This is a genomic window from Baekduia sp. (genome assembly GCF_035685985.1).
Classification (GTDB): domain Bacteria; phylum Actinomycetota; class Thermoleophilia; order Solirubrobacterales; family Solirubrobacteraceae; genus Baekduia.
In genome coordinates this window covers 1-21,379 of the sequence record NZ_DASRZV010000032.1, presented here as the reverse complement: position 1 = coordinate 21,379, position 21,379 = coordinate 1, and the positions used below count along the sequence as shown (strand labels likewise).

Genomic DNA, 21,379 nt, shown 5'->3' with positions numbered 1-21,379 from the left:
AACTTTGGTAGACATTACCACGAATGCCTACCGCCTCCCCCACCCTGACCGTGCTCCTCGGCAGCGTCACGCCGCCCGGCCGCCTGCATCGCGCGATCTCGACCGCGACGGAGCGCGCGACCGCGCGGCACGCCGGATCGACGATCGCCACCTTCGACCTGGCCGAGCTGCAGATCCCGTTCGCCGACGGCACGCCGCCCGCCGGCGACACCGCCCGCGTGGTCGCGTCGGTGACCGACGCCTCCGCCGTCCTGCTCGCCACGCCCGTCTACCGCGGCTCGCCGACCGGCGCGCTGAAGAACCTCCTCGACCACCTCCCGGTCCCCGCCCTCCGCGACACCCCCGTCGCCATCGCGACGATGGGCGCCGGCGACCACCACTACCTCGGCGCCGACCGCCACCTGCGCGACATCCTCACCTTCTTCGGCGCGCTCACGACCCCGACGTCGGCGTACCTGACGTCCCGGGACTTCGCCGACGGCGTGCCGTCCGACGACGCGCTGGCGCGGCTGGACGCGCTGATCGACTCACTGCTGCGCCTCACCGCGCTCGCGAGCGACGGCCGGGCCTTCGGGCCGCCGCCGATCGGGGCGGGGCGCGGCTGAGCAGCCACGCGCAACGGGCGGGACGACGACCGTCGCCCCGCCCGCCGTTGCTGCTTCTGCGCCGCGCGCCTAGCGCACGCGCAGCGAGTTCGGCGCGTTCGTCCGCGCCGTCGCCACGCCGCGCGCGTCGATCTTCACGCGCTTCCACTTCGTCGACGCGGTCACGGCCGTCGGCCTCGTCGAGGCCGGGCCCTCGATCTCCGCCGCGGTCTTGCCGTCCGGGACGACCAGCGTCTCCTTCGTGCGGCCCTTCGCGTCCATCAGCCCGATCGCCAGACCGTGCTCTGCCGCGAAATCGGTCGGCACGCAGCTGGTCCCCCAGCCGTAGCCGGTGTCGTTGACCGCGATGCAGACGTAGCCGTTGCCCGGAATCACCCAACCGTCACCCGTCGGCGTCGAGATCTTCCGCGCCAGCGCCGCGTTCCGCCCGTACCGCCCGGAGGAGCCGACCTGCGCGACCACGTCCGCCGGCATCACCGACGGCGCGACGTCCCGCAGCACCTTGAACGCCGCCTTCGCCTGCGGCTGGACCGCGGCGATCGGCGACGGCGACGGCGCCTGAAGCGCACCCGGCACCTGCACCCCGCTGGGAGCCTCATCGCCATTGGCCAAGGCCACGCCGACCGAGCCGGCCGCGATCACGCCCACGAGGGCGACCACCCGCCGCGCGCTCAGCATGCCGCCGTGGTGTCGATGTAGGCCCACATCGGCAAAGAGCTGTAGAGCTCAGCGTTCATGGCCATTCCTCCAAGCGGGTTTCCCGTGGCATAGGAGTGACACGCGCTCCCATACCCCGTGAGGTAGCTCCCATAGAGCGTCCAGCCGCCGGGAACATGTGCTGCCGCAGCAACCCACGCCGGGCCAACACCGAAGGTCGCGGTGTAGGACTGAGCCATCGACGGGTAGCTCGGCCCGGCGGTCTGCTGCTGCTGCGACAGAACGCCTTCGAAGTACTTGTACGAGTACGCACGTGCACTTGTCAGCGGCGCAGCCATCGACATCACGCCCGCGAGCATCAGCGCGATCAACAACATCACATCCCTTCGCGCACGAAGGGATGTGGATTCCTGGCTCAAGGCCACGGTCATCCAAGACTCCTGACTTCGTTGGACATTGCCTTGGCGACCGGCCACCAACAACGGTCGCGTCGCCAGGCAGCCACCCAAGCACGCTGAGCATCCCTGAGCGGCTGCCATGGAGAATTTGCGACGCTTCGAGTGGAAAACCTGTCGAGCGTCAGTGAGTAGTACCGATCAATGATGTTGAACTCACCAGATCGTGAGCGTCCGCACAAGACGCAAGGTCTGCGATCTGCCCAAAGCCGAAGTCAGCGCTTCGGCGTGAACGCGCGACGCGTAGGGGGCACACGTCGGCGTGGGACGGGCGGCAACGCGGTCCGCGAGCGCAGCGATCCGCGGGTCCGTGCCGGGCGGTGGCGTCCATATGACGCCGTACACACGACAGGAAGGCTGGTGGAGCGCCGGGGACTGGCCTCAAGGCCGGTACCAAGCTTCACGAACGCTTGGTCCGCCTCACGCGTCGGGGGCTTGGCACGCGCCGCGTGAGGCGTGGGCGCGTCAGGTCACCGCGCGCGAGACGACCGCCCGGCCAGGGCGCGAGTGACGCACGAAAGAGGACGGACAACCCAGGAAGCCTGCCCTCGGGGGTGGGCAGGCTCCCCGGTGATGTCCTTCCTTCCGCGGTGCCCGAACCGGGTGGCGCCCCACGCGCCTATGTGTGGCCGGGCGGGCGGAAGGACTGCTGCGAGGTTGGACTCGTGCCGGTCCAGACACGATCCCGTCTCTCAGCCGGTATGACACCAGACCGATCGACCGCTGTCAACTGGGAATTCGCGTGTTTCTATGGCTCGGCGCGCAACTGCGGGAACGCCGTCGACGAGCCCGGGAAGTTGCCCTGCACCTTGCAGGTCGGAGCGGCCACGGCGTTGCGATCCGACGTCCGGAACGCGAGGCCCTGGATGAGCGGCGCAAGCTCCGCGGGCTCAGCCGTCGTCGGGATGTCCGGGCTGCCCGACGGACACGGCCCGTCGCCGAAGATGCTGCCTCCGGACTTCAGCCGGTCCACCAGCGTGCCCGGTGCCGTGTACGGGTTGACCCGCGACGACCCGATCTGACGCGGGTAGTAGGTCAGCGACTCCGGGTTGATCGTCAACGACGCGCGCAGGTAGTGGATGAAGCCCGTACCACGGGCCAATTCGTCGTGGCCGATCTCGTAGGCGTTGCTGGCACCGGTGAGGTTCGCCATCGCGCCGGTCAACTCGTGCTTGCTCTTGGCGAGCTGGCCGATCGCCGGGTTCACGTTGCGCAGGAACGGCTCGAAGTCGCCCAGGACCGGCGGCAGCCCGTCGAGGATGTGGTTGGCCGCCGGCAGGCCCTTCTGCGAGGCGCTGATGACGTCCTGCAGCTGGCCGAACAGGCCCCGGAACTGCGGCGACAGGTCGTCCAGCGCCGCGAACGCCGGGCCCATCGCCGTCGCCGCCGGCTGCAGCTGCTCGACCGCGGGCGTGGCCTTCTTGGCGAAGGCCGTCAACCTGGGCAGCATGTCGGTGCTCTCGCGCTCGAAGCGCGGCAGCTCGCGCACGATCTGCCCGAGCTTCTCGTTGCGCGCCGAGGTCAGCGCGAACAGCCGCTCGGAGTCGGTCACCAGGCCGCGGAGCTGGCCCTCCCGCTCGCTCAGCGCGTCGAACACCTCGCCCGTCTGGCTGACGGCCTTGCTCGTCGCCGCCTGCTGCGCGTCGAGCGTCGCGGTCAGCTTGTTGAGCTTGTCGGTGAACCCGGGCAGGCGTCCGAAGATCGCGTTGATGTCCGCCCCACGGCCGCGCACCGCCTCGGCCTGCGCTTGCATCCAGGTCTGGAACGCCTTGCGCGTCTTGGGGTCGAACGTCGAGAGGATCTCGTCCAGCTCGACCGTCGAGGAGACCTGCCCCGGGTTCAGCGTGCCGCCGTCAGCCAGCTCCCGCCCCTTGCGGTTGCCCGGCGTCAGCTCGACGTAGGTCTCGCCGAGCAGCGACTTGACCCGCAGCATCGCCTTCGTGTCGGCCGGGATCGGCGCGAACTCGGGCTTGATCTCCAGGGTCGCGTCGGTGCGGTTCTCGGACGGGCTCAGCTTGACGACCTTGCCGATGTTGACGCCCGAGATGCGGACGTCGGACTGGCTGGCCAGCTGCGTGGCCTCGGGGAACGCGATGTGGATCCGGTAGCCGCGCGGCTTCAGCGGCGACGAGCCGCCGAACGCCATCCACAGGTAGAGGCAGGCCGCGAAGCTCGACAGCGCGAAGAGCGTCATCACCGCGATGCGTCCGAGGGTCGGAGCGGTCTTGATCACGGCTCCAGCTCCTTGGGGGTGCAGGTGCTCTTGGGCGGTGCGCCCAACAGCTGCGCGATGCCCCTGACCGTGTCGTTCTTGGTCTTCGAGGTGGGCGAAATCAAGTTGTCGAGGAACTGCAGGGCACCGCAGGAATACAGCACCAGCGTGTGGCGGACCGGACCGATGCCGTCCTGCGACGCCATCACCGAGTTGGTGTTGTGCGCCGCCCAGGGCAGGTAGTACAGGTAGCTCTTGCCGTGGACGCCGTTCCCGGGCGGGTCGTGCGCCAGCTCGTTGAACAGGTTGTTCAACATCTCGGTCAGCGTGTCGACCTGCGGGAGCGTCTTGCTGAACTTCCCGGCGGCGGGCACGAGGGCCTTGGCCGTCGGCTGCGCGTCCCGTGCGAACGGACGGATCGAGTTCTCGATGACCGGCGTCGTCTCCTTGAGGAACGGCCGCGACTGCTTCAGCGTCGTCCCCAGCGACTTGGCCGACGGCTGCAGCTCGGTCAGGCCGGTCTTCAGCGTGGCGCCGAGCTTGTCGAGCTTGGCCAGCCCCGTGTCGGTCTTCTGCAGCGTGCCGGGCAGCAGCTCGAGCGTCTTGCCCAGGTTGTCGTTCTGCGCGCTGAAGTGCCGGAAGACCGCCGCGCTGGAGTTCACGAACTCGCGCAGGTCCTCGTCGCGGTCGCCGAGCTCCTGGGCGATCAGCGACAGGTTGCCCATCAGCCGGCGCAGCTTGACGCGCCGCTCGGCCACGTACTTCGACGCCTCGTCGGCGTGGCGCGACAGCGGCTCGAAGCGCTTCAGCGTCGCGGCGAGGTTGCGGCCGTTGCCCTCGCCGAGCGCCTCGCCCCCGCCCTGGACCAGCGACACCAGCGCCGCGCGCGTGTCGGTGTCCAGCCCGGCCAGGATCTCGTCGAGGTCGACGGTCGGCTGCGTGTTGCCGACGCCGAGCGTGTCGCCGTCCTTCAGCTCCTTGCCGCTCGTGCCGGGGTCCAGCTCGGCGACCATGTCCTTCAGCGCCGTCTTGGGCCGCAGCAGCAGGGTCGCGTCCGGGTGGATGTGCCCGTACTTGGCGTCCAGGCGCAGCCGGACCAGCGCCTTGCCGTCCTTGAGCGACTCGTCGGCGACCTCGCCGACCTTGACGCCCGCGATCGTGACCGCGTTGCCCTGGCCGGGCAGGACGCCGGCCGCGTTCTGGAACTCGGCGTTGACGTAGAAGTAGTCCTTGCCCAGGCCGGGCACCCAGCTCGGCCACGGGATGCGCTGGTGGGAGAGCAGGTAGGCGCCGACGGCCAGGCCGCACGCGGTCATCGCGCACAGCCAGATGAGGTTGGGCAGCTGCTTGCGGACGCCGCGCATCAGTCGCCGCCCCCGCCGTTGTCCACGTCGTCGGGGTTGGGCGGAGCGGCCTGCGGCCTGCGGCCGTCCGCCGGTCCCTTGGAGGCCGCGTCGTTGACGTCCGGCACCGGGCTGTCCTTGCAGGCCACCGAGCGGTCGAACGGCGGCAGCTTGTTGCCGTAGGCCGGACGCGTGCTCAGCGGCGTCAACGTCGGCTTGCCGATGTACGCCGTGCCGGTGTAGTTCGTCTTGCCGGTCCGGAACGCGTCGGGCCCGCCGGCCGCCTGCAGCCGCAGGAACCCGCCGTTGCCGTCGAAGCCCGCGCCCTCGGCGGCCATGCCGACCAGGGAGTGGAAGAACTCCTTGTAGCTCTCGGTGTTGGCCGACAGCGGCCCGTCCTCGACCTTGAGGTTGCTGGTCGGGATCAGCACGTCGGTCGCGCAGCGGTTGAGCAGGTCGATCTGCGGCAGCCACTCATGGGTGGAGCGCTCGAGCTTGGCCAGGTTGGCCGTCGCCGGCTGGAGATCGTCGAGCAGCCCGCCCAGCTCGTCCTGGCCCAGCAGCTTGTCGGACTGCGCCAGCCACGGCTTGGCCGCCGCGATCGTCGCGGGCAGCTCGTTCAGCGACGCGGCGAAGTCGCGGGCGAACGCGCGCGTGCCCGGCAGCGCGGCGTCGAGCTGCGTGAAGGCCTGCGACGCGTGCTGCGCGGTCGGGCCCAGCTCGTGGACCGCAGCGCGCAGGTCGGCGGCGTGCGCGGCGGTCGTCCCCATCGTCTTGTTGAAGTCGGTGACGAAGTCGGCGAGATCGTCCTGCTCGTCGGCCAGCGCCGTGAACGCCTTGGTCAGCCCGCTCACCGTCTTGGACAGGTCGTGCGGCCGCGGACCGAGCAGCGCGCCGAAGACCTCCGCGTTCTGCTTGAGCGAGCGCGGGCTGGTCTTGAGCGTCTCGTTGAGCGCCTGGCCGCCGCTCATGCCGCGCACGGCCGGGTCCTGGACCGCGTCCTCCTCGGGCGTCGGCTTCTCGTTGAACGCCTCGCCCAGCCCCTTCAGCGCTTGCTGCAGCGACGCGCGCGTGTCGGACTGCAGCGCGGTCAGCACCTGGTCGAGCTGGACCGGCGTCGAGGTCTGCGCCACCGGGATCAGCCCGCGGTCGTCGAGCTTGCCCGTGCCCGGCGTGCCGGGCTTGAGGTCGACGTAGAAGTTGCCCTCCAGGAACAGGCGCGGGCGGATCTTGATCGTCGCGTCACGGTGGATCGGCTGGCCGTTGTCGTTGATCCGCAGCGTGACGACCGCGAGGTTGGTCTTCTTGTAGCGACCGATCTTGACGACCTCGCCGACGTTCACGCCCGCGATGCGCACCGGCGACTTGGGCCGCAGGAGGTTCGAGTTCTGGACCACCGCCTGGATCTCGAAGTGATGGCGGAACGGGATCGCCTTGGTGAACCCGAAGTACACGACGACGGCGGCGAGGAAGAGCGTCAGCAGCCCGGCGCGGACCGGCGACATCCCGAGGTTGTGGTTGCGCCTCACTTGACGACCTCCGGGCGCGACGTCTTGTCCACCAACATGCCCTGGTTCCCCGGCACATTGCCGATCAGCTGGCTGTTGTGGTTGACGTAGCCCTCGTTGCCCGCCTCGCACTCGCGCGTCTGGCCCGGCGAGGCGGTGTTCGGGTACGGGTTGCTGTGCAGGAAATTCGACAGCTCCCGCTCTGTCACATCGTTCGACTTCGCGTTCGGAGGTCCGTTGGCCGGCGCGGCCGCCGGCCCAACCTCGCCGTCGGGCAGCGGGACGTTCCCCGCGGAGACGCTCGGGTTGAGCACCGGCGCCGCGCGCAGCATCGTGCCGACGACGTCGCTCTCCGACACCGAGCTGCCGATGTTGCGCAGCACCAGCGTCAGGTAGTTGCACTCGGTCTGGGCCGGCACGACGAACGACGTGAGCGGGTCGAGCAGGTTGCCCGTGCGCGTGATCCGCTGCAGCGCCGGGAGCACGCGCGGGTCGTCGACGAAGCGGTCGACCGCGTGCAGCGTCTCGACCAGGCGGGCGTTGAGCGCGGGCGACCGGTCCAGCGCCGGGATGCCGTCCGCGAACGCGGGCGCCAGGCGCGTGGACGCGTGGGCCAGCGACTTCAGCGGGGCCTTGAGCCGCCGGAACAGCTCGGTGCTCTGCTCCTCGAACGGGCCCTGGGCGGGCAGCTCGCGCGTCGCGGTCTCCAGCGCCGCCGGCCCGCCGGCGATCGCCTGCTCCAGCGCCTGCGCGTTGCCGGCGAACGCCGCGAACGTCTGCGCGCCCTCGCCCCACAGCCGCGCCTGGATCTCCGACACCGGCGCCACCTCGGCGGCCGCCTGCGCGAAGGCCGGGAACAGCTGGTCGAACCGCGTGGCCGGCGCGTTGAGCGTCTCCAGCGCCGGGCCCGCGTGCTGGAGCGTCGGGTTGAGGTTGCGGAACGTCTCGTTGAGGTCGCCGCCGCGGCCCGCGAACGCCGTGCCGTACTCGAGCATGTTCTCCGACGACCCGTCGCGCGTGGGCTCGTCGAACATGTTGAACCAGTCGTCGATGTCGACCGGCCGCACCGGCTCGCGCGGCGTGTCCAGCGTGCCGTCCTGCGGGATCGTCCTGGTGGCCTTGCCGCGCGTGATCAGGATGTACTTCAACCCCAGCGCGGACTTCGGGCGGATCTTGATCGTGCTGTCCACCGGCAGGTGGTCGGCGTTGGCGTCCAGCGCCAGCTCCATGCGCGCCCCGGTCGAGCCGTCCTTGCGCGCAAAGCCCGTGATCTTGCGCACGACGCCCACCCGGTCGCCGCCGATCCGGACCTCGTTGCCCGCGATCAGCCCGTCCGCGTTGGGCACGACGACCTCGACCTTGTAGGTCGGCACGAACGGCAGCCCGTGGTTGGCGTTGTAGGACAGGAACACCGCGACGATCGTCACGAGGACCGTGACGCCGCCGATCAGGACCGGGTTGGCCGCGATCGAGTTGTTGCGCCGACGGTTCACTTCTTGCCGTCTCCCAGCAGGTAGCCGAGCAGCGTCGACGAGGCGTTGGCGCGCGCCGTGGAGGTGTCGGAGCTGGCGGCATCGGTCGATTTCACGAACTCCGCCTGGCATAGCGAGCCGCTCTTGGGGCCGGCGTAGCGGTCGATGCACGGGTTGACCACCACCGACGCGCGCGTGTAGTGCCCGCTCGCGTCCTCGCCGTTGACCGCGCCCGTGTAGAAGTAGAACAACCGCAGCAGGGCCTCGATCCCGCCGCTGTTGTCGAAGCTCGTCGACAGCGCGGCCAGGTCCCGGGCGGCCGGCTGCAGCGCCGTGGCCAGCGCGTTGATCTGGTCGGCGTGCGGCTTGAGCTTCGGGAAGACCGTGCGGCCCTCGTCGGCGACCTTGCCCAGCGACTTGAACGTCGGCAGCGCCTTCTGGGCCAGCGGACCGAGGCGCGCCACCGACGCGTTGACCGAAGCGGCCTCCGACGACAGGTTCTGGATCGCGGGCGTGGCCTGGTCGGCGAACGCGCCGAGGCGGTCGACGGCCGGCCCGAGCTGCTTCAGGAACGCGGGGAACCTGGCGAAGCTCGCCTCCAGCGCGTCCCCCTGCTTGGCGGTGGCCGTGGCGGCGCCGCCGGCCTGCTTGACGAACGCGCCGATGTCCTTGCGGCGCTTGGCCATCGGCGCGAGGATCGCGTCGGATTGGTCGACCAGGCGGCCGAGCATCTTGTTCTGGCTCGCGAGCGTGGCGACGAGCTGATCGGCCTGCTTGAGGACGGGGCTCGCGCGCTTGATCGCGGCGTTCAGCGCCTGGCCGTTGCCCGACAGGCCCGCGCCGAGCTCGTTGATGATGAGCGGCAGCCGCTGCTGCTGGGGCACCCGCATGATGTCGTTGAGCAGGTCGACGCCGACGGGCGTCTCGGTCTGCGAGACCGGCACGAGGTGCTGCCCGGCGCCCGGTTGGCCGCGCTTGATCGCCGGCAGCGTGGGCGCGGGCGCCTGGTCGCCGCCGCGCACCTGCGTCGGGTCGCACTCCACGAACTGCTCGCCGATCAGCGACTGCAGCCCGATGCGGCAGGTCGCGTCCTTGTGGAAGGGCTTGAACGCCGGGTCGTCGATCCGCAGCACGACGACCGCGCGGTTGTGGTCGTCGACCGAGAGCGAGTCGATCGAGCCGACGACGACGCCCGCGACCTTGACGTCCTCGCCGGGGATGACGAACGACGCGTTGTCGAAGACCGCGCGCACGAGGTACTTGCCCTGGTCGTCGTTGCCGCCCGCGCCGAGCGCGGCGCCCACGCAGACGGCCGCGACGAACACGGCGAGGCCGGCGACGATCCGACGGCGCAGCTTGGCGCTCATCCGGCCGCCCTCACGGTCTGCGACGGGTCGCAGTCGTTCTTGGCGAGGTCGCCGTCGTCCAGGAACGGCGCCGAGCCGTCGGCCGGGCTGAAGACCGACGTGCCCGGGCAGCGCCTCAGGTTGTTGTAGGTCAGCGCCGGGCTCGTGCCGCGCTGGTCGAACGGCCGCGGCGTCAGCGTGCCGCCCGAGCCGTCGTCGCTGAACGTGTAGGCGTTGAAGATCGGCGTCGAGTGGATGTAGTGGCCGTTGGCGTCGTAGGCCGCCGCGGCGCTGTCGTAGCCCGTGACCCACCCGATGAGATCCGACACGTACGGGCGCCCGAACGCGAAGATCGGCGAGGACTCCTGCAGCGCCTTGCGCCCGCTCGGGAACGTCCTGTCGGTCAGCTTGGCCGTCGACGGCAGCTCGCGCAGCGCGTCGAGCAGGTCGTTGTAGTCGCCCGGCTGGGAGAACATCCGGCGCAGCTCGGAGAACGTCGGCGTGGCCTTCCGCAGGACCGGCGTCAGGTTGTTCAAGAACGGGGCGAGGTCCTTGGTGTTGGCCTTGCTGGAGTCGGTCAGCTTCTGGAGGTCCGGCAGCGCCGCGCGCAGGTCGGCGAACGTGTCGGAGCCCTTCCGCAGCGTCGTCGGGACGTTGTCGAGCGCCTGGGTCAGCGACTGCGTGTCGGCCGACAGCGCCGCGGTCGTCTCGCGGGTGTTGGACACCAGGCTGGTGAGCTGGTCGTGGTGGTCGGCCAGCGCGCGCGTCGCCTGGTCGGCCTTGATCAGGAACTGCTCGAACGCGCCGTTGTCGCGCGTGAGCTCGTCGGCGACCGCGCTGAGCTCCGTCAGCGCCTTCGGGAACTCCTTGGCCGAGGCGTTGGCCTGGTCCGCCCGCCCGTCGTACCAGGACGCCGACCCCTTGATGAACCCGGCCAGCCCCTTGCGCGTCTTGGGGTCCAGCGTGTCGAAGAGCTGGTCGATCTCGACGATCGAGGTGGTCTTGTCGCCCTTGATCACCGCGTGGTCGTCGATGACCGGCTTGAACGACGGCGCGGGGTCGATGTCCACGTAGCGGGACGCGACGCCCGTCAGGCCCTCGGCGCGGATCGTCGCCGTGGAGCCCTGGTGCAGCGGCCCGTAGCTGCTCTTGATCTTGATGTCGATCTCGGCCTGGTCGTCGTCGCTCAGCCCGACCTTGGTGACCGAGCCGACGCCCGTGCCGCCCACGCGGACGACGTCGCCCTTCACCAGCTGACCGGCGCTGGAGAAGACGAGGCGATATTCGTGGGGCTTGCTGCGCAGGAGCAGCCAGGCAACGACCGCTGCGATGAGCAGCAGGGCGATGACGGCGACCCCGCGCGGCGCCCGAGACGGATGGCGGACCGCGGTTGAGATGGCGGCAATGTACACGTGGTCGTTTTTTGCGGCAAAGTCGAACCGTCGACGCCCGCTTCGCAGCGCAACTTCCGCGACGCTTCGGAGTTGATCTTGCAGACACGTCTGTTTGCGTACGTCCGGGCGAATCGCTACGTTTTCCGGCGTCGCAGAACCAATGAGGAGAGCACCGATGCGCAAGTTCCTGATCCCGACCGCAGCAGCGGCCGTTCTGGCCGTGGGCGTGGTCGAGGTCTCCACGACGATCGCTCAGGACTCTGGGCCCACGACCATCAAGGTCAAGGCCACGGCCACGCCGAACAACGGCGGGTCCAAGTCCAAGCCGCAGGGGCACAAGGTCGTCGCGAAGATCACGGTGACGACGGCCGGCGACGTCGACCATCCGATCGTCCAGAGCGGCGACATCTACTTCCCCAAGGGCGGCAAGTACCAGGGTGAGAAGTACACGAAGTGCGCGTCGGCCGTGCTCACGCGCGGCGGCCCGGGCGCCTGCCCGACGAAGTCCAGGATCGGCGAGGGCAGCGGCTCCGCGAGCGCCGACACCGTCGAGGCGGGCCCCAAGGTCCAGATCTTCAACGGCGGCAAGAACCTGATCCTGGCCTACGTCACGCTGCAGCACCCCGCCCGCGTGCGGGCGGTCGTCCCGGCCAAGCTCACGCCGATGAGCGGCCAGTGGTCGTACAAGCTGCACTTCGACGTCCCGCAGACGCTGCAGGTCGTCGCGGGCATCCCGATCACGCTCAACAACCTGACGCTCACCACCGGGTACACGAAGGCGGCGAAGGACATCATCGCCACGACGTCCTGTGGCGCGGGCAACAAGTGGCCGTTCCAGGTGAACCTCTCGCTGGACACCCACCAGTCGGTCAGCTACACCGACTCGGTCGCCTGCAAGAAGTAGCCCGTCCGGCCACATAGGGCCAGACGCCGCGCGACGCCCCCGGGGACCCGTTCCGCCTCGGTCCCCGGGGGCCCGCGCACCCTGCCAGGACTACGGAAGGTCGATCGTGCCCACCGCCACCGCGCTTGCTGAGCTGACCCGCCCCGTCGTCCTTCGCGATGGGGCTGCCGCCGTTCCGAGTAGCTGGCCCGCGGCGGCCCGAAGCCGACTGCTCGCCGCGATGGCGCAGCGGGCCGCGATCACCGGATTCCTCGACGTCACGGTCGACGACGTCATCGTCGCCGCCCGAGCCTCGCGGCGCACGTTCTACGAGCACTTCGCCAACCGCGAGGAGTGCATGTACGCGGCCTACGACGCGATCCACGACGACGCGATGCGGGTCGTCACCGAGGCCGGCCCCGCGCTCGAGCCCGCGCTGTCCGCGCTGCTGCGCTACTTCGCCGCCTGGCCCGCGCACGCGCGCGTGCTGTGCATCGACATCCTCGCGGTCGGGCCCGAGGGCCTGGCGCGCCACGAGCGGACGATGGCCGAGCTGGCGGCCGCGATCGTCCGCTACCAGGACCCGCAGGACCGGCGCGCGCCGGGCGCGCTGCGCAACGACGACGTCGCGCACGCCGTGCTCGGAGCGGTGCACCGGATCATCCAGCGCCGCCTGATCGACGGCCGGCACGCGTCGCTGCCGCGACTCGCGCCGGCCATCTGCACCCTGCTCGCCGCGGAGCGGCGAGCCGCGGTCACGCCGTGAGCGCCACCCGCGGCTCGAACACGGCCGCGGAGAACGCGACGTCCTCCAACATCGCCGGAAGCTCCGGGGCGCGGCCGTCGGCCACCAGCGTCCCGATCGTGCGGAACATGGAGCCGACCATCATCTCCAGCTGCAGCTCGGGCAGCAGCTCCTCCTCGTCGTCGAGGTGGCGGTCCTGCTCGGTCGCCAGCAGCTCGACGTACCGGGAGCGGTACGCCTCCCGGATCTCGCGCAGCTCGGCGTCGCCGACCATCGGCGCGACGAAGCAGAGGTGCGCGATCGCGGGCTCGGCGGCCAGCCGCCGCAGCAGCCGCTGCAGCGCGGCGCCCAGCTTCTCCGACCACGAGTCGGCCATCCGGAAGGACGCCGCGTACTCGACGAACAGCTCCCCGGACGCGCGGCGGTACGCGTCGGCGATCACCGCGCCCGCACCCTCGGGGCAGTGCCCGGCCGCCGTCGACGCCGGGACCCCCGCCGCCGCCGCCAGATGGGACAGCGTTACGCGCGCATCGCCGGCCATCAGGACGGCGGGCGCCGCCGCGGCACGGAGGCGCGCACACGTGAAGCATTCCGGCGAGCACGTCTGCGCACCGGACAGGACCTCGCTCAGCATCAGCTCTATTCCCCCAAACTTCGCTTCCCGGCAGCCCCTGCGAGCCCCCGGATCGACCCACACAAACCCCTAAGAGCCACGGCACCCACTGTTGTGACGCGGCTTTAGCGGTCGGTCAGGATCCAGACGGGCGCCCAACCGGGTGTATGCGATGCTCCTCAAGACTGGCGCAAAGTGAGAAACAGAAGTATGTTTTGACCGTGGAGCATCGGACGTCCCACAACCGCGCGCCGCACCAGCTTCCGGCGGGACGCCACGGTCTCCCACGCGCGTTCGTGGTGTCCAACCAACGGGAGCGGATTCTGGACGCCGTGCTCCAGGCGGCCTCCCGCTCGGGCTACGCCGCGATGCGCATCGAGGACGTCATCGCGATCGCTGGGGTCTCGCGTCGCACGTTCTACGACCACTTCGCCAACAAGGAAGAGGCGTTCCTGGCGGCCTACGAGCTGGTGCTCGAGCAGCTGCTGACCGGCGTCACGTCCGCGTTCGCCTCCGGGGAGACCTGGACGTCCAGCGTGCGCCGCGGCCTGGCGGCGTTCCTGAACCTGCTGGCCTCCGAGCCGGTGCTGGCCCAGGTCTGCGTCGTCGAGGCGCTGGCCGCCGGCCCCCGCGCGCTGGCGCGCCGGACCGAGGCGATGGAGGCCTTCCAGACGCTGCTGCGCCCGCCGGACGACGACGTGCTCGTCACCTCCTACGCCCCGCCCGTCGCGCTCGAGGCGATCGTCGGCGGCATCTACGAGGTGATCTACTCGCGCGTGACGTCGCAACGCACGCACGAGCTGCCTACACTCCTTCCCAGCCTCCTCCACAGCGCCCTCCTGCCCTTCGTGGGAGCCGAGGTGGCAGAGGCCGAATATCAGCGAACGACGCTCTCGGCCGCCCAGCGAGCCATCCCGACACCATGATCGTGCAGGCCGGGCGACGAGACATGTATGTTTCCGTCCGCCTTGCCTGATTCTTCCCGGAAGAAGCGTTCCCGCGAACCGCACCAGCTGCCGGCGGGTCGTCATGGCCTGTCGCGGTCGTTCGTGGTGGAGAACCAGCGGCACCGGATCCTCGCCGCCGTGGCCGACGTCTGCCACGCCGCGGGCTACGTGTCGATGAGCGTCGAGGACATCGTCGTCACCTCGGGCGTCTCCCGCCGGACGTTCTACGACAACTTCCGGTCCAAGGAGGACGTGTACCTCGCCGCCTACGACGAGGTCACCAAGCAGCTGCTCGAGCGCGTCTACGCCGCCTACGCCGAGGCCGACGGCCTCGTCGCGCGCGTGCGCGACAGCCTGAACGCGTTCCTGACGTTCGTCGCCGAGGAGCCCGCGTTCGCAGACATGTGCATCGTCGAGGTGATGGCGGCCGGCCCGAACGCGATCGAGCGCCGCAACCAGACGATGGCGGCCTTCGCCGAGATGATCGAGAAGGCCGCGGCCGACGAGCTGCCGAAGTCCAAGCTCCCGCCGGCGCTGACCGCCGAGACGCTGGTCGGCGGCATCTACGAGGTCGTCTACTCGCGCGTCCTGCAGGGCCGCGGCGCCGAGCTGCCCGAGCTGCTGCCGGACCTCCTCTTCAGCGTCGTGCTGCCGTACATGGGCCAGGAGACGGCGACGTCGCTCCTGAAGAACGAGCGCCGCCGCTCCAAGCCCAAGGCCGGCAAGCAGGCCGACTCTTAGCCGGCGTCCGCCGTCGGCTCCGGCGGCGGGACGGAGACCGGCACCGAGACCTCGGCCCGATCGCCGGCGCGCGTCCACGCGACCGAGGCCGGGTCGAACGCCACGTCGGCGCGCCAGGCGTTGCCCTCGGCGGTGGCCGTCGCGGTCTCCCCCGCGCCGCCGCGGATCGTCACGGTCGACACGCCGTCGGGGACGAGCCCGCCGAGGCGCACGCCCGACGGGATGCGCTGCAGCGTGACGGCGTAGCCCTGGTCGATCTGGTCGGTCGGCGTGCAGCCGGCCGCGCCGCCGGACGAGGCGAGGCAGACCCAGCCGCGTCCCGGGACCACGTAGAGGTCCTCGCCCAACGACGTGCGCAGCGCGCGACGGGCGAGATCCGGGTTGGCGCCGACGTCGGGGCCCATCGCCTGGGCGATGTGCGAGCGCACGGCGTCGGGCACCGCGTCGGAGGTCTGCCGGGCACGGCGCAGCACGCCGAGCGTCGCGACCTGCGCGGTGTCGGCCGCTCCGGCCGGCTGCGCGGCGTGGGCGTGCGGGTCGGCGGGCGCCGGCGGCGCCGGCGCGGCGGGCGCGAGGGCCTCGGAGGCGCCGGCGGAGCCGGCGAGCGACGCGATGGCGGCGACGAGCGCCGCGCTCTTCAGGATCGTGTGACGCATCAGTAGGTGGACAGCCCGTAGATCGTGTGGTTGGCGCCGGTCCAGTGGCTCACCTCGGCCTCGGTGAGGTAGATGTAGGAGCCGAAAGACGCGGAGACGTAGGTGTAACCGCAGACGGGGTTCTCCCTCTGGGTCGAGGTGTCCGCGATGAGCAGGCGCTCGCAGACCCAGACGCTGCCTCCTCCGGTATAGGAGGCGCTGTTGAACACCCAGCTGTGGTTCGACCCGTCGCCGCACCACGTGCCGTTGGCGATCAGGATGCCGCAGTAGGCGTTGTTGGTAGCCGATGCTGTGCTTGTCAAAAGGCCGAGAAGGCCGAATAAGGCGCAAGCCGCGACCAAGGCCGCTCGATGCGCGAGGCGATCCATGCGAGACTCCTCCATCAGTTGGGTGGCGCCGAGTAAGAGCCACCGATGTCTCTATTGTGACGCCCACCCCTCGCCCCCTCGTGCTCCGCCGTCGCACAGAACCTCCGCGCTTTGCGATCACCAGCGAAACGCTCGACGCGCTGTACCGCTCACACGCGCCGGGCATGGCGGTCTACATCGCGCGCAAGACGATGGATGCCGGGGTCGGCGCGGACCTCACCGCGGAGACGTTCGCCCAGGCGTTCACGAACCGCAACCAGTTCCGCGGACGCACGCGCGAGGAGGCCATCGGCTGGCTCTACGGCATCGCGCGCCACCAGGTCAGCCACTTCGTCCGCCGTGACCGCGCCGAAGCGCGCGCGTTGGAACGTCTCGGCATCCAGCGGCCGCATCTCAGCGATGTGGAGCTGGAACGACTCGAGGACCTGGCCGGGATCTCGGACCTCAGGCGCCGGATTGCGTCACATCTGAGCGACTTGTCCCACGAACAGCAGGAGGCTTTGCGCCTCCGGGTCCTCGAGGAGCAGTCGTACGAGCAGATGGCACAGCAATTGGGCATCAATGAGCAAGCTGTCCGCGCACGCGTGTCGCGCGGCATGCGCGCGCTCGCGGAACGGCTGAGCCCGGACGCGGGCGAGATCCGGGAGTTCATGTGACGAACCGGCCCGCGGTCTCGGACGACCACGGCCCAGACCTGCCCGGACTGATCGACTGGGGCGACGAGCTTCTGAGTGCCACCGCGCGCGTCGAGCACGAGCGCGCCGCTCGGTCGCGCAGTCGCAGGCGGCGCCGGACGATCCCGGTGCTCGCCGCGATCGGCGTGCTGCTCGTGCCCGGCGCGGTCGTTGCCACGCGCTCGATCTGGGACGACCCGGTCGGCGAGGTGGGACCGGAGGCGCAACTGGCGTCGACGCCCGCCGTCCGGCTCGTCGACGGACGCGTCGGAGACGTCCTCTGGCGCATCGGCGGCTGGAACGACGGCGGCCGCGTGTGCCTGCACACCGAGGCGTGGCGAGGGAGCCGGCGGGTGCTGAACGGGACCAACTGCGACACGCCGCGCACGGCGGCGAAGCTGACGACGATGCTCAGCGACCCCGGCGGGCTGGCCGTCGTCGCGGGCACCGCGGCCGCCGACGTCACGGCGGTGCGCGTGCGCCCGCCCAAGGGCAATGTCACGCGGGTCGACACGGTCGCCGTCCCCGCCGAGAACCTGCGCCGCAGCGGGCTGACCGACGCCGCCCGCGTCTACGTCGCGTTGTTCCCGGAGGGCTTCGACGGCGCGTCCGCCCCGCCGACGGTCGAGGGCTTCGGCGCCGACGGGGCGCTGCTGGGCGTGGTCGGCGATCCGTCCTCGCGGTGAGGCGCGGGCTGAGCGTCGCGCTGGCCGGCCTGGCGCTCCTGGCGCCGGCGGCGGCGCTCGCCGCGCCGATCCCGAGCCCGGGCGAGGCGATCTCCTGCGGTCCGGGCGAGCGCTGGTGCGTCGCCGTCTTCGACAAGCACGGCCGGCGGACGCTGAACATCACCGGGTGGGACCTGCGCGGTCCCTACCAGGTGTGCGTCACCCCGCCCGGCGCCCGAGAGCGCTGCAAGTCCTTCACGCTCGTGCGGACGACGACCGGCGCCTACGGCTCCGACGTGCGGCTCGCGCGGCACTTCCCCCACGCCCGTCACGGTCGCTACCGGGCCCGTTGGATCTACCAGGGCAAGCAGCTCGGCCGGACGCTCACCTTCCCGTATCCCGGCCTACGATAGGGCGATGCCCTCCGCCTATCGCCCGTCCGGCCTCTACGTGCCGGTCGTGACGCCGTTCGACGCCGACGACCGGGTCGACGTCGGGGCGTTGGAGAACCTGGCGGCGCACGCCCTGGACGCGGGCGCCAAGGGCGTGGTCGCGCTGTCGACGACCGGCGAGCCGACGTCGCTGGACGACGCCGAGCGGGCCGCGACGGTCGCGGCGTTGGCGCGCGTGTGCGCCGACCGCGGCGCCGAGCTGATCGTCGGCGCGGGCACCAACGACACGCGGACGACGATCGCGCGCCACGAGGCGCTGGGCGACCTCGACCACGACGTCCACGCGTCGCTGGCGGTCGTGCCCTACTACGTCCGGCCGAGCGAGGCGGGGATCGTCGCGCACTTCCAGGCCGTCGCCGAGCGCTCGCCGGTGCCGGTCGTGCTCTACAACATCCCGTATCGCACCGGCCGGGGGCTGGGCGCGGCCGCGCTGCTGGAGCTGGCCGCCACGCCGAACGTCGCGGGCCTCAAGCAGGCGGTCGGGGCGCTGGACGCCGACACGCTCGCCGTGCTGGCCGCCAAGCCCGACGGCTTCGCGGTCCTCGGCGGCGACGACGCGTTCCTGTTCCCCACCGCGCTGATGGGCGGCGCGGGCGCGATCGCGGCCTCCTCGCACCTGGTCACCGGCCGCTTCGTGACGATGCTCGCCGCGGGAACCGCAGGCGACGTGGCGGCGGGCCGCCCGCACGCCGAGGCGCTGCTGCCGCTGGTCCAGACGCTGTTCGCCGAGCCCAGCCCGGCGGTCGTCAAGGCGCTCCTGCACGAGCAGGGCCTGATCCCGACGCCGAACGTCCGGATGCCGCTGGCCAACGCCACGCCGGCGGCCGTCGAGCGGGCGCGGGCCGCGCTCGCCGCCGTCGCGGCGGGCTGAGGCGGGACGCCGCTAGTGCGGGCGCAGGGCGCCGCCGCAGTGGCGGCAGGTGGCGCGCTGCTCGTCGCGCCGGGGAAGCCACAGGCGCAGGCAGCGGTTGCAGATGTGTCGCATGCCCACGGTGATCGACGCATGGACGGATGTCTGAAGCGATGATGTCCGCCCACATGACGCGCTCGAAGGGCCTCTACGGCCGCATCACCTCCGCCGCCCGCCCGCCCCGGCCCGGTTCCCCGGCGTTCTGGGCCTGGAACCGGATCACGGCCGCCAACACGTTCATCTACAAGCGGACCGGCGGCCGCCTCGGGGCGTCGTTCGACGGCGCGCCGACGCTGCTGCTGCATCACGTGGGGGCCAAGAGCGGTCAGGAGCGGGTCGCGCCGCTGCTGTACCTGCCCGACGGCGACGCGCTGGTGATCGTCGCCTCATGGGGCGGCTCGCCGAAGAACCCGGCGTGGTTTCACAACCTGAAGGCCAACCCGGAGACGACCGTCCAGGTCGGCCGCGAGCGCCGTCCGGTCACCGCACGCGTCGCCGACGCCGGCGAGCGCGCGCGGCTGTGGCCCGAGCTGATCGACCTCTACCCCGCCTACGGCGACTACCAGGCGCGCACCGGCGGGCGCGAGATCCCGCTGGTGATCCTGGAGCGGCGGGCGTAGCGGTCGGCCGCGGGCCTACGGGCGGTTGCGCCCGTAGGCGTCGTGGGCCTTGACCCACTCCTCGGCGACGATCGCCGAGCCGAGCGACAGCTCGCCGCACAGGACGGTCGCCGCGACGATCTCGGTGAGCTTGCGGACCTGGCCGTCGCCGTAGCAGCCCATCAGCTCCAGGCACTCGCGCTGGGTGCCCAGGCCGGTGCCGCCGCCGTAGGTCGCGACGATCAGCGACGGGATCGTGATCGAGTAGTAGTAGTCGCCGTTGTCGCGCAGCTCGGCGAAGACGAACGCGGCGGACGACTCGGCGACGTTGGCGACGTCCTGGCCGGTGGCGATGAACATCGCGGTGATGCCGTTGGCCGAGTGCGCGCCGTTGTTGTTGACGCCGCTCATGAAGCCGCCGAGGTTCGAGACCTGGCGGGCGCGGAACATCAGCTCGCTGCTGGAGTTCATCACCGACCGCAGCAGCGCGTCCGGGATCGTCGCCTCGGCGATCACGCGCTTGCCGCGCGTGTGCAGCATGTTGACCTGCGAGGTCTTCTTGTCGGTGGCGAAGTTCGACTCCAGGAAGTACTGCTCGATCCCGGGGTAGTTGGCCACGATCCACTGGCAGGCGGCCTGCGTCGCCTTGCCGGTCAGGTTCTGGCCGGCCGCGTCGCCGGTGGTGTAGTTGAAGCGGGTGTAGAGGATGCGCGACGCCGAGTACTGCTCGATCTCGCGCAGCCGTCCCGTGCTGGTCGTCGCCTCGGCGGCGGCGGCGATGTCGTCGAAGCGCTCGACGAGCCACTCGCCGAACCGCCGCGCCTCGCGCGCCGACGGGAAGATGAACGAGGGCGCGCGCTGCATGTGGTCCTCGACGATCGTCGTCGTGACCCCGCCCGCCTCGTGGAGCAGCTTCATGCCGCGGTTGTAGGAGGCGACCAGCGTGCCCTCCGCGGTGGCCATCGGCACGTAGAACTCGCCCTGGGCGTGCTCGCCGTCGACCAGCAGCGGTCCGGCGATCCCGAGCGGGACCTGCGCGACGCCGGTGAAGTGCTCGATGTTGCCCGGCAGCGCGGCCGGGTCCTGCGAGTAGGTCCCGAGGTGCTCGAGCGCGACGCCGGTGCGCTGCGTCAAGAAGTCGCGCCGCAGCTTCGCCGCGTCGCGGGTGTAGTCGTTGGCGCGGTCGCGCGGGACCGGGGTGCGGGACATCGGTCGGGCTCTCCTCCTCGAACGGGGCCGTGCAACAAGGGTCAGCTTTGTAGCAGACGCGCGAAGATCGGCCGCGCGCGCCCCGCGTCCGGCGTCTCGCCGGTGATGAGGTCCAGGTAGGTGTAGGACTCGATCACGCGCACCAGCGCGTACGCGACCTCGTGGCGGTCCGGGTCCCCCGGGTCGATCAGCGCCTCGACCGCCGCGATGAGCCGCGGCTGGAAGTCGGTCTCGTGGCGGGTGAGGAGCCGCATCGCGGACTCCCCCTCCTCGGCCAGCCACCGCTGCATCCCGGGGTGCGCGATCGTCGCCTCCAGGAACTCGCTGAGGATCGCCACGGCCCGCCCCTCGCCCCGGTGCTCGGCCTCCAGCTGGTCGAGCGTCCGCCGCGCGAGCGACCACACCACCTCGACCAGCAGCTGCTCGCGCGAGCCGACCCAGCGGTACAGGGTGACCCGATTGACGCCGAGCTGCGCGGCCAGCGCGGTCATGTCCACCCGCTCGCCGGCGAGGAAGCGGCGACGGGCGGCGAGGAAGGCGTCGAGCGCGGAGGGACGGCGCGTCGTGCCCTCCCCGGCGAGTTGGCGGCGCAGCGGTGTGGTGGGCTCGGCGGCCACGGAGGTCAACCTATCGCTGTTGGTCGGGTGGCGCGGGCGTTGGTGGCGTCCGGCGCGGGCTTTGCGGGTGGTGCGGGGCGCTGGTGGGCAAGCTCATCGAGGGAGTGAGGCCGGGTGGGCGTAGCCGGCGTCTGGTGTTGTCCGTGGGCCGGGGCGCCGGGCTCAGGGAGGGCGCGGGACGCTGGGGGCGGGACCCGCATCCAGACCTGAATCCCGGCTCGGTGTGGCGCACCCTCGAGATCGATGGCACATCGGGGTCGCCAGACGACCCCGATGTGCCACTCGTCCGCGCAGAGCCGAGCCGGGTG

At 71.1% G+C, this 21,379-nt stretch carries 23 protein-coding genes; 10 read left to right on the top strand and 13 right to left on the bottom strand.

Features of this window, described 5'->3' with window-relative positions:
• Window positions 1-23 precede the first annotated feature (23 nt).
• Window positions 24-605, top strand: a complete 582-nt coding sequence (locus VFG42_RS21175; protein WP_324910796.1) for an NADPH-dependent FMN reductase — start codon at window positions 24-26, stop codon at window positions 603-605.
• Between the two features lie 69 nt (window positions 606-674).
• Here the strand turns inward: VFG42_RS21175 and VFG42_RS21170 are convergent, their stop codons facing one another.
• From VFG42_RS21170 to VFG42_RS21135, 8 genes are all read right to left on the bottom strand, one after another.
• On the bottom strand, window positions 675-1,265 hold the full coding sequence (locus VFG42_RS21170) for a hypothetical protein (RefSeq protein ID WP_324910795.1): 591 nt from the start codon (window positions 1,263-1,265) through the stop codon (window positions 675-677).
• A gap of 11 nt (window positions 1,266-1,276) precedes the next feature.
• Entirely contained in the window at window positions 1,277-1,693 is a 417-nt protein-coding gene (locus VFG42_RS21165) for a hypothetical protein (protein WP_324910794.1), read from the bottom strand.
• Between the two features lie 772 nt (window positions 1,694-2,465).
• The gene (locus VFG42_RS21160) at window positions 2,466-3,950 is read right to left on the bottom strand and encodes an MlaD family protein (RefSeq protein ID WP_324910793.1); all 1,485 of its coding nucleotides are present in this window, start codon (window positions 3,948-3,950) and stop codon (window positions 2,466-2,468) included.
• Window positions 3,947-5,293, bottom strand: coding sequence for an MlaD family protein (locus VFG42_RS21155; RefSeq protein WP_324910792.1), 1,347 nt, complete (start codon window positions 5,291-5,293; stop codon window positions 3,947-3,949). Before VFG42_RS21155 ends, VFG42_RS21160 begins: the two co-directional genes overlap by 4 nt.
• On the bottom strand, window positions 5,293-6,801 hold the full coding sequence (locus VFG42_RS21150; RefSeq protein ID WP_324910791.1) for an MlaD family protein: 1,509 nt from the start codon (window positions 6,799-6,801) through the stop codon (window positions 5,293-5,295). The genes VFG42_RS21155 and VFG42_RS21150 overlap by 1 nt, the downstream gene beginning before the upstream one ends.
• A complete protein-coding gene (locus VFG42_RS21145) occupies window positions 6,798-8,273 on the bottom strand; it encodes an MlaD family protein (protein ID WP_324910790.1) in 1,476 nt (491 codons plus the stop codon). Before VFG42_RS21145 ends, VFG42_RS21150 begins: the two co-directional genes overlap by 4 nt.
• Window positions 8,270-9,619, bottom strand: coding sequence for an MlaD family protein (locus VFG42_RS21140; RefSeq protein ID WP_324910789.1), 1,350 nt, complete (start codon window positions 9,617-9,619; stop codon window positions 8,270-8,272). Before VFG42_RS21140 ends, VFG42_RS21145 begins: the two co-directional genes overlap by 4 nt.
• Complete coding sequence (locus VFG42_RS21135; RefSeq protein ID WP_324910788.1) at window positions 9,616-11,010, bottom strand: MlaD family protein; 1,395 nt, start codon at window positions 11,008-11,010, stop codon at window positions 9,616-9,618. The genes VFG42_RS21140 and VFG42_RS21135 overlap by 4 nt, the downstream gene beginning before the upstream one ends.
• 157 nt (window positions 11,011-11,167) lie before the next feature.
• Between VFG42_RS21135 and VFG42_RS21130 the strand changes: the two genes are divergently transcribed.
• On the top strand, window positions 11,168-11,896 hold the full coding sequence (locus VFG42_RS21130; RefSeq protein WP_324910787.1) for a hypothetical protein: 729 nt from the start codon (window positions 11,168-11,170) through the stop codon (window positions 11,894-11,896).
• Between the two features lie 220 nt (window positions 11,897-12,116).
• Complete coding sequence (locus VFG42_RS21125) at window positions 12,117-12,641, top strand: TetR/AcrR family transcriptional regulator (RefSeq protein WP_324910786.1); 525 nt, start codon at window positions 12,117-12,119, stop codon at window positions 12,639-12,641.
• Here the strand turns inward: VFG42_RS21125 and VFG42_RS21120 are convergent.
• Entirely contained in the window at window positions 12,631-13,062 is a 432-nt protein-coding gene (locus VFG42_RS21120; RefSeq protein WP_324910785.1) for a hypothetical protein, read from the bottom strand. The two genes, VFG42_RS21125 and VFG42_RS21120, sit on opposite strands and share 11 nt — an antisense overlap.
• Before the next feature lie 392 nt (window positions 13,063-13,454).
• On the opposite strand from VFG42_RS21120, the gene VFG42_RS21115 reads away from it, so the two are divergent.
• Together VFG42_RS21115 and VFG42_RS21110 are read left to right on the top strand one after the other, a co-directional pair.
• Window positions 13,455-14,159 (top strand): TetR/AcrR family transcriptional regulator, encoded by a 705-nt coding sequence (locus VFG42_RS21115; RefSeq protein ID WP_324910784.1) that lies wholly within the window; start codon window positions 13,455-13,457, stop codon window positions 14,157-14,159.
• A 126-nt stretch (window positions 14,160-14,285) separates the two neighbouring features.
• Window positions 14,286-14,921 carry a TetR/AcrR family transcriptional regulator gene (locus VFG42_RS21110; protein WP_324910783.1) on the top strand — a complete coding sequence of 212 codons (636 nt, stop codon included), beginning with the start codon at window positions 14,286-14,288 and terminating at the stop codon, window positions 14,919-14,921.
• On the opposite strand, the gene VFG42_RS21105 is transcribed toward VFG42_RS21110, so the two are convergent.
• Both VFG42_RS21105 and VFG42_RS21100 read right to left on the bottom strand, forming a co-directional pair.
• Window positions 14,918-15,577, bottom strand: coding sequence for a hypothetical protein (locus tag VFG42_RS21105; RefSeq protein WP_324910782.1), 660 nt, complete (start codon window positions 15,575-15,577; stop codon window positions 14,918-14,920). The two genes, VFG42_RS21110 and VFG42_RS21105, sit on opposite strands and share 4 nt — an antisense overlap.
• Entirely contained in the window at window positions 15,577-15,879 is a 303-nt protein-coding gene (locus VFG42_RS21100) for a hypothetical protein (protein ID WP_324910781.1), read from the bottom strand. The genes VFG42_RS21105 and VFG42_RS21100 overlap by 1 nt, the downstream gene beginning before the upstream one ends.
• A 146-nt stretch (window positions 15,880-16,025) precedes the next feature.
• On the opposite strand from VFG42_RS21100, the gene VFG42_RS21095 reads away from it, so the two are divergent.
• The 5 genes from VFG42_RS21095 (at window position 16,026) to VFG42_RS21075 (ending at window position 19,266) form a co-directional block, all read left to right on the top strand.
• Window positions 16,026-16,601, top strand: a complete 576-nt coding sequence (locus VFG42_RS21095) for an RNA polymerase sigma factor (protein ID WP_324910780.1) — start codon at window positions 16,026-16,028, stop codon at window positions 16,599-16,601.
• Complete coding sequence (locus VFG42_RS21090; RefSeq protein ID WP_324910779.1) at window positions 16,598-17,305, top strand: hypothetical protein; 708 nt, start codon at window positions 16,598-16,600, stop codon at window positions 17,303-17,305. The genes VFG42_RS21095 and VFG42_RS21090 overlap by 4 nt, the downstream gene beginning before the upstream one ends.
• Window positions 17,302-17,697 carry a hypothetical protein gene (locus VFG42_RS21085; RefSeq protein ID WP_324910778.1) on the top strand — a complete coding sequence of 132 codons (396 nt, stop codon included), beginning with the start codon at window positions 17,302-17,304 and terminating at the stop codon, window positions 17,695-17,697. The genes VFG42_RS21090 and VFG42_RS21085 overlap by 4 nt, the downstream gene beginning before the upstream one ends.
• A 4-nt stretch (window positions 17,698-17,701) precedes the next feature.
• Window positions 17,702-18,607: a dihydrodipicolinate synthase family protein gene (locus tag VFG42_RS21080; protein WP_324910777.1), complete on the top strand. Its 906-nt coding sequence runs from the start codon at window positions 17,702-17,704 to the stop codon at window positions 18,605-18,607.
• A 167-nt stretch (window positions 18,608-18,774) separates the two neighbouring features.
• A complete protein-coding gene (locus VFG42_RS21075) occupies window positions 18,775-19,266 on the top strand; it encodes a nitroreductase family deazaflavin-dependent oxidoreductase (RefSeq protein ID WP_324910776.1) in 492 nt (163 codons plus the stop codon).
• Between the two features lie 15 nt (window positions 19,267-19,281).
• Here the strand turns inward: VFG42_RS21075 and VFG42_RS21070 are convergent, their stop codons facing one another.
• Both VFG42_RS21070 and VFG42_RS21065 read right to left on the bottom strand, forming a co-directional pair.
• Window positions 19,282-20,454 (bottom strand): hydroxymethylglutaryl-CoA reductase, encoded by a 1,173-nt coding sequence (locus VFG42_RS21070; protein ID WP_324910775.1) that lies wholly within the window; start codon window positions 20,452-20,454, stop codon window positions 19,282-19,284.
• Window positions 20,455-20,495: 41 nt separating this feature from the next.
• Window positions 20,496-21,071, bottom strand: a complete 576-nt coding sequence (locus VFG42_RS21065; RefSeq protein ID WP_324910774.1) for a QsdR family transcriptional regulator — start codon at window positions 21,069-21,071, stop codon at window positions 20,496-20,498.
• Window positions 21,072-21,379: the final 308 nt, after the last annotated feature.

Bases quoted from the DNA above. Each gene is read 5' to 3' on its own strand.
- VFG42_RS21175 (WP_324910796.1), top strand. From the start codon at position 24: ATGCCTACCGCCTCCCCCACCCTGACCGTGCTCCTCGGCAGCGTCACG.
- VFG42_RS21165 (WP_324910794.1), bottom strand. From the start codon at position 1,693: ATGACCGTGGCCTTGAGCCAGGAATCCACATCCCTTCGTGCGCGAAGG.
- VFG42_RS21155 (WP_324910792.1), bottom strand. From the start codon at position 5,293: ATGCGCGGCGTCCGCAAGCAGCTGCCCAACCTCATCTGGCTGTGCGCG.
- VFG42_RS21140 (WP_324910789.1), bottom strand. From the start codon at position 9,619: ATGAGCGCCAAGCTGCGCCGTCGGATCGTCGCCGGCCTCGCCGTGTTC.
- VFG42_RS21130 (WP_324910787.1), top strand. From the start codon at position 11,168: ATGCGCAAGTTCCTGATCCCGACCGCAGCAGCGGCCGTTCTGGCCGTG.
- VFG42_RS21125 (WP_324910786.1), top strand. From the start codon at position 12,117: ATGGCGCAGCGGGCCGCGATCACCGGATTCCTCGACGTCACGGTCGAC.
- VFG42_RS21105 (WP_324910782.1), bottom strand. From the start codon at position 15,577: ATGCGTCACACGATCCTGAAGAGCGCGGCGCTCGTCGCCGCCATCGCG.
- VFG42_RS21080 (WP_324910777.1), top strand. From the start codon at position 17,702: ATGCCCTCCGCCTATCGCCCGTCCGGCCTCTACGTGCCGGTCGTGACG.
- VFG42_RS21075 (WP_324910776.1), top strand. From the start codon at position 18,775: ATGACGCGCTCGAAGGGCCTCTACGGCCGCATCACCTCCGCCGCCCGC.
- VFG42_RS21070 (WP_324910775.1), bottom strand. From the start codon at position 20,454: ATGTCCCGCACCCCGGTCCCGCGCGACCGCGCCAACGACTACACCCGC.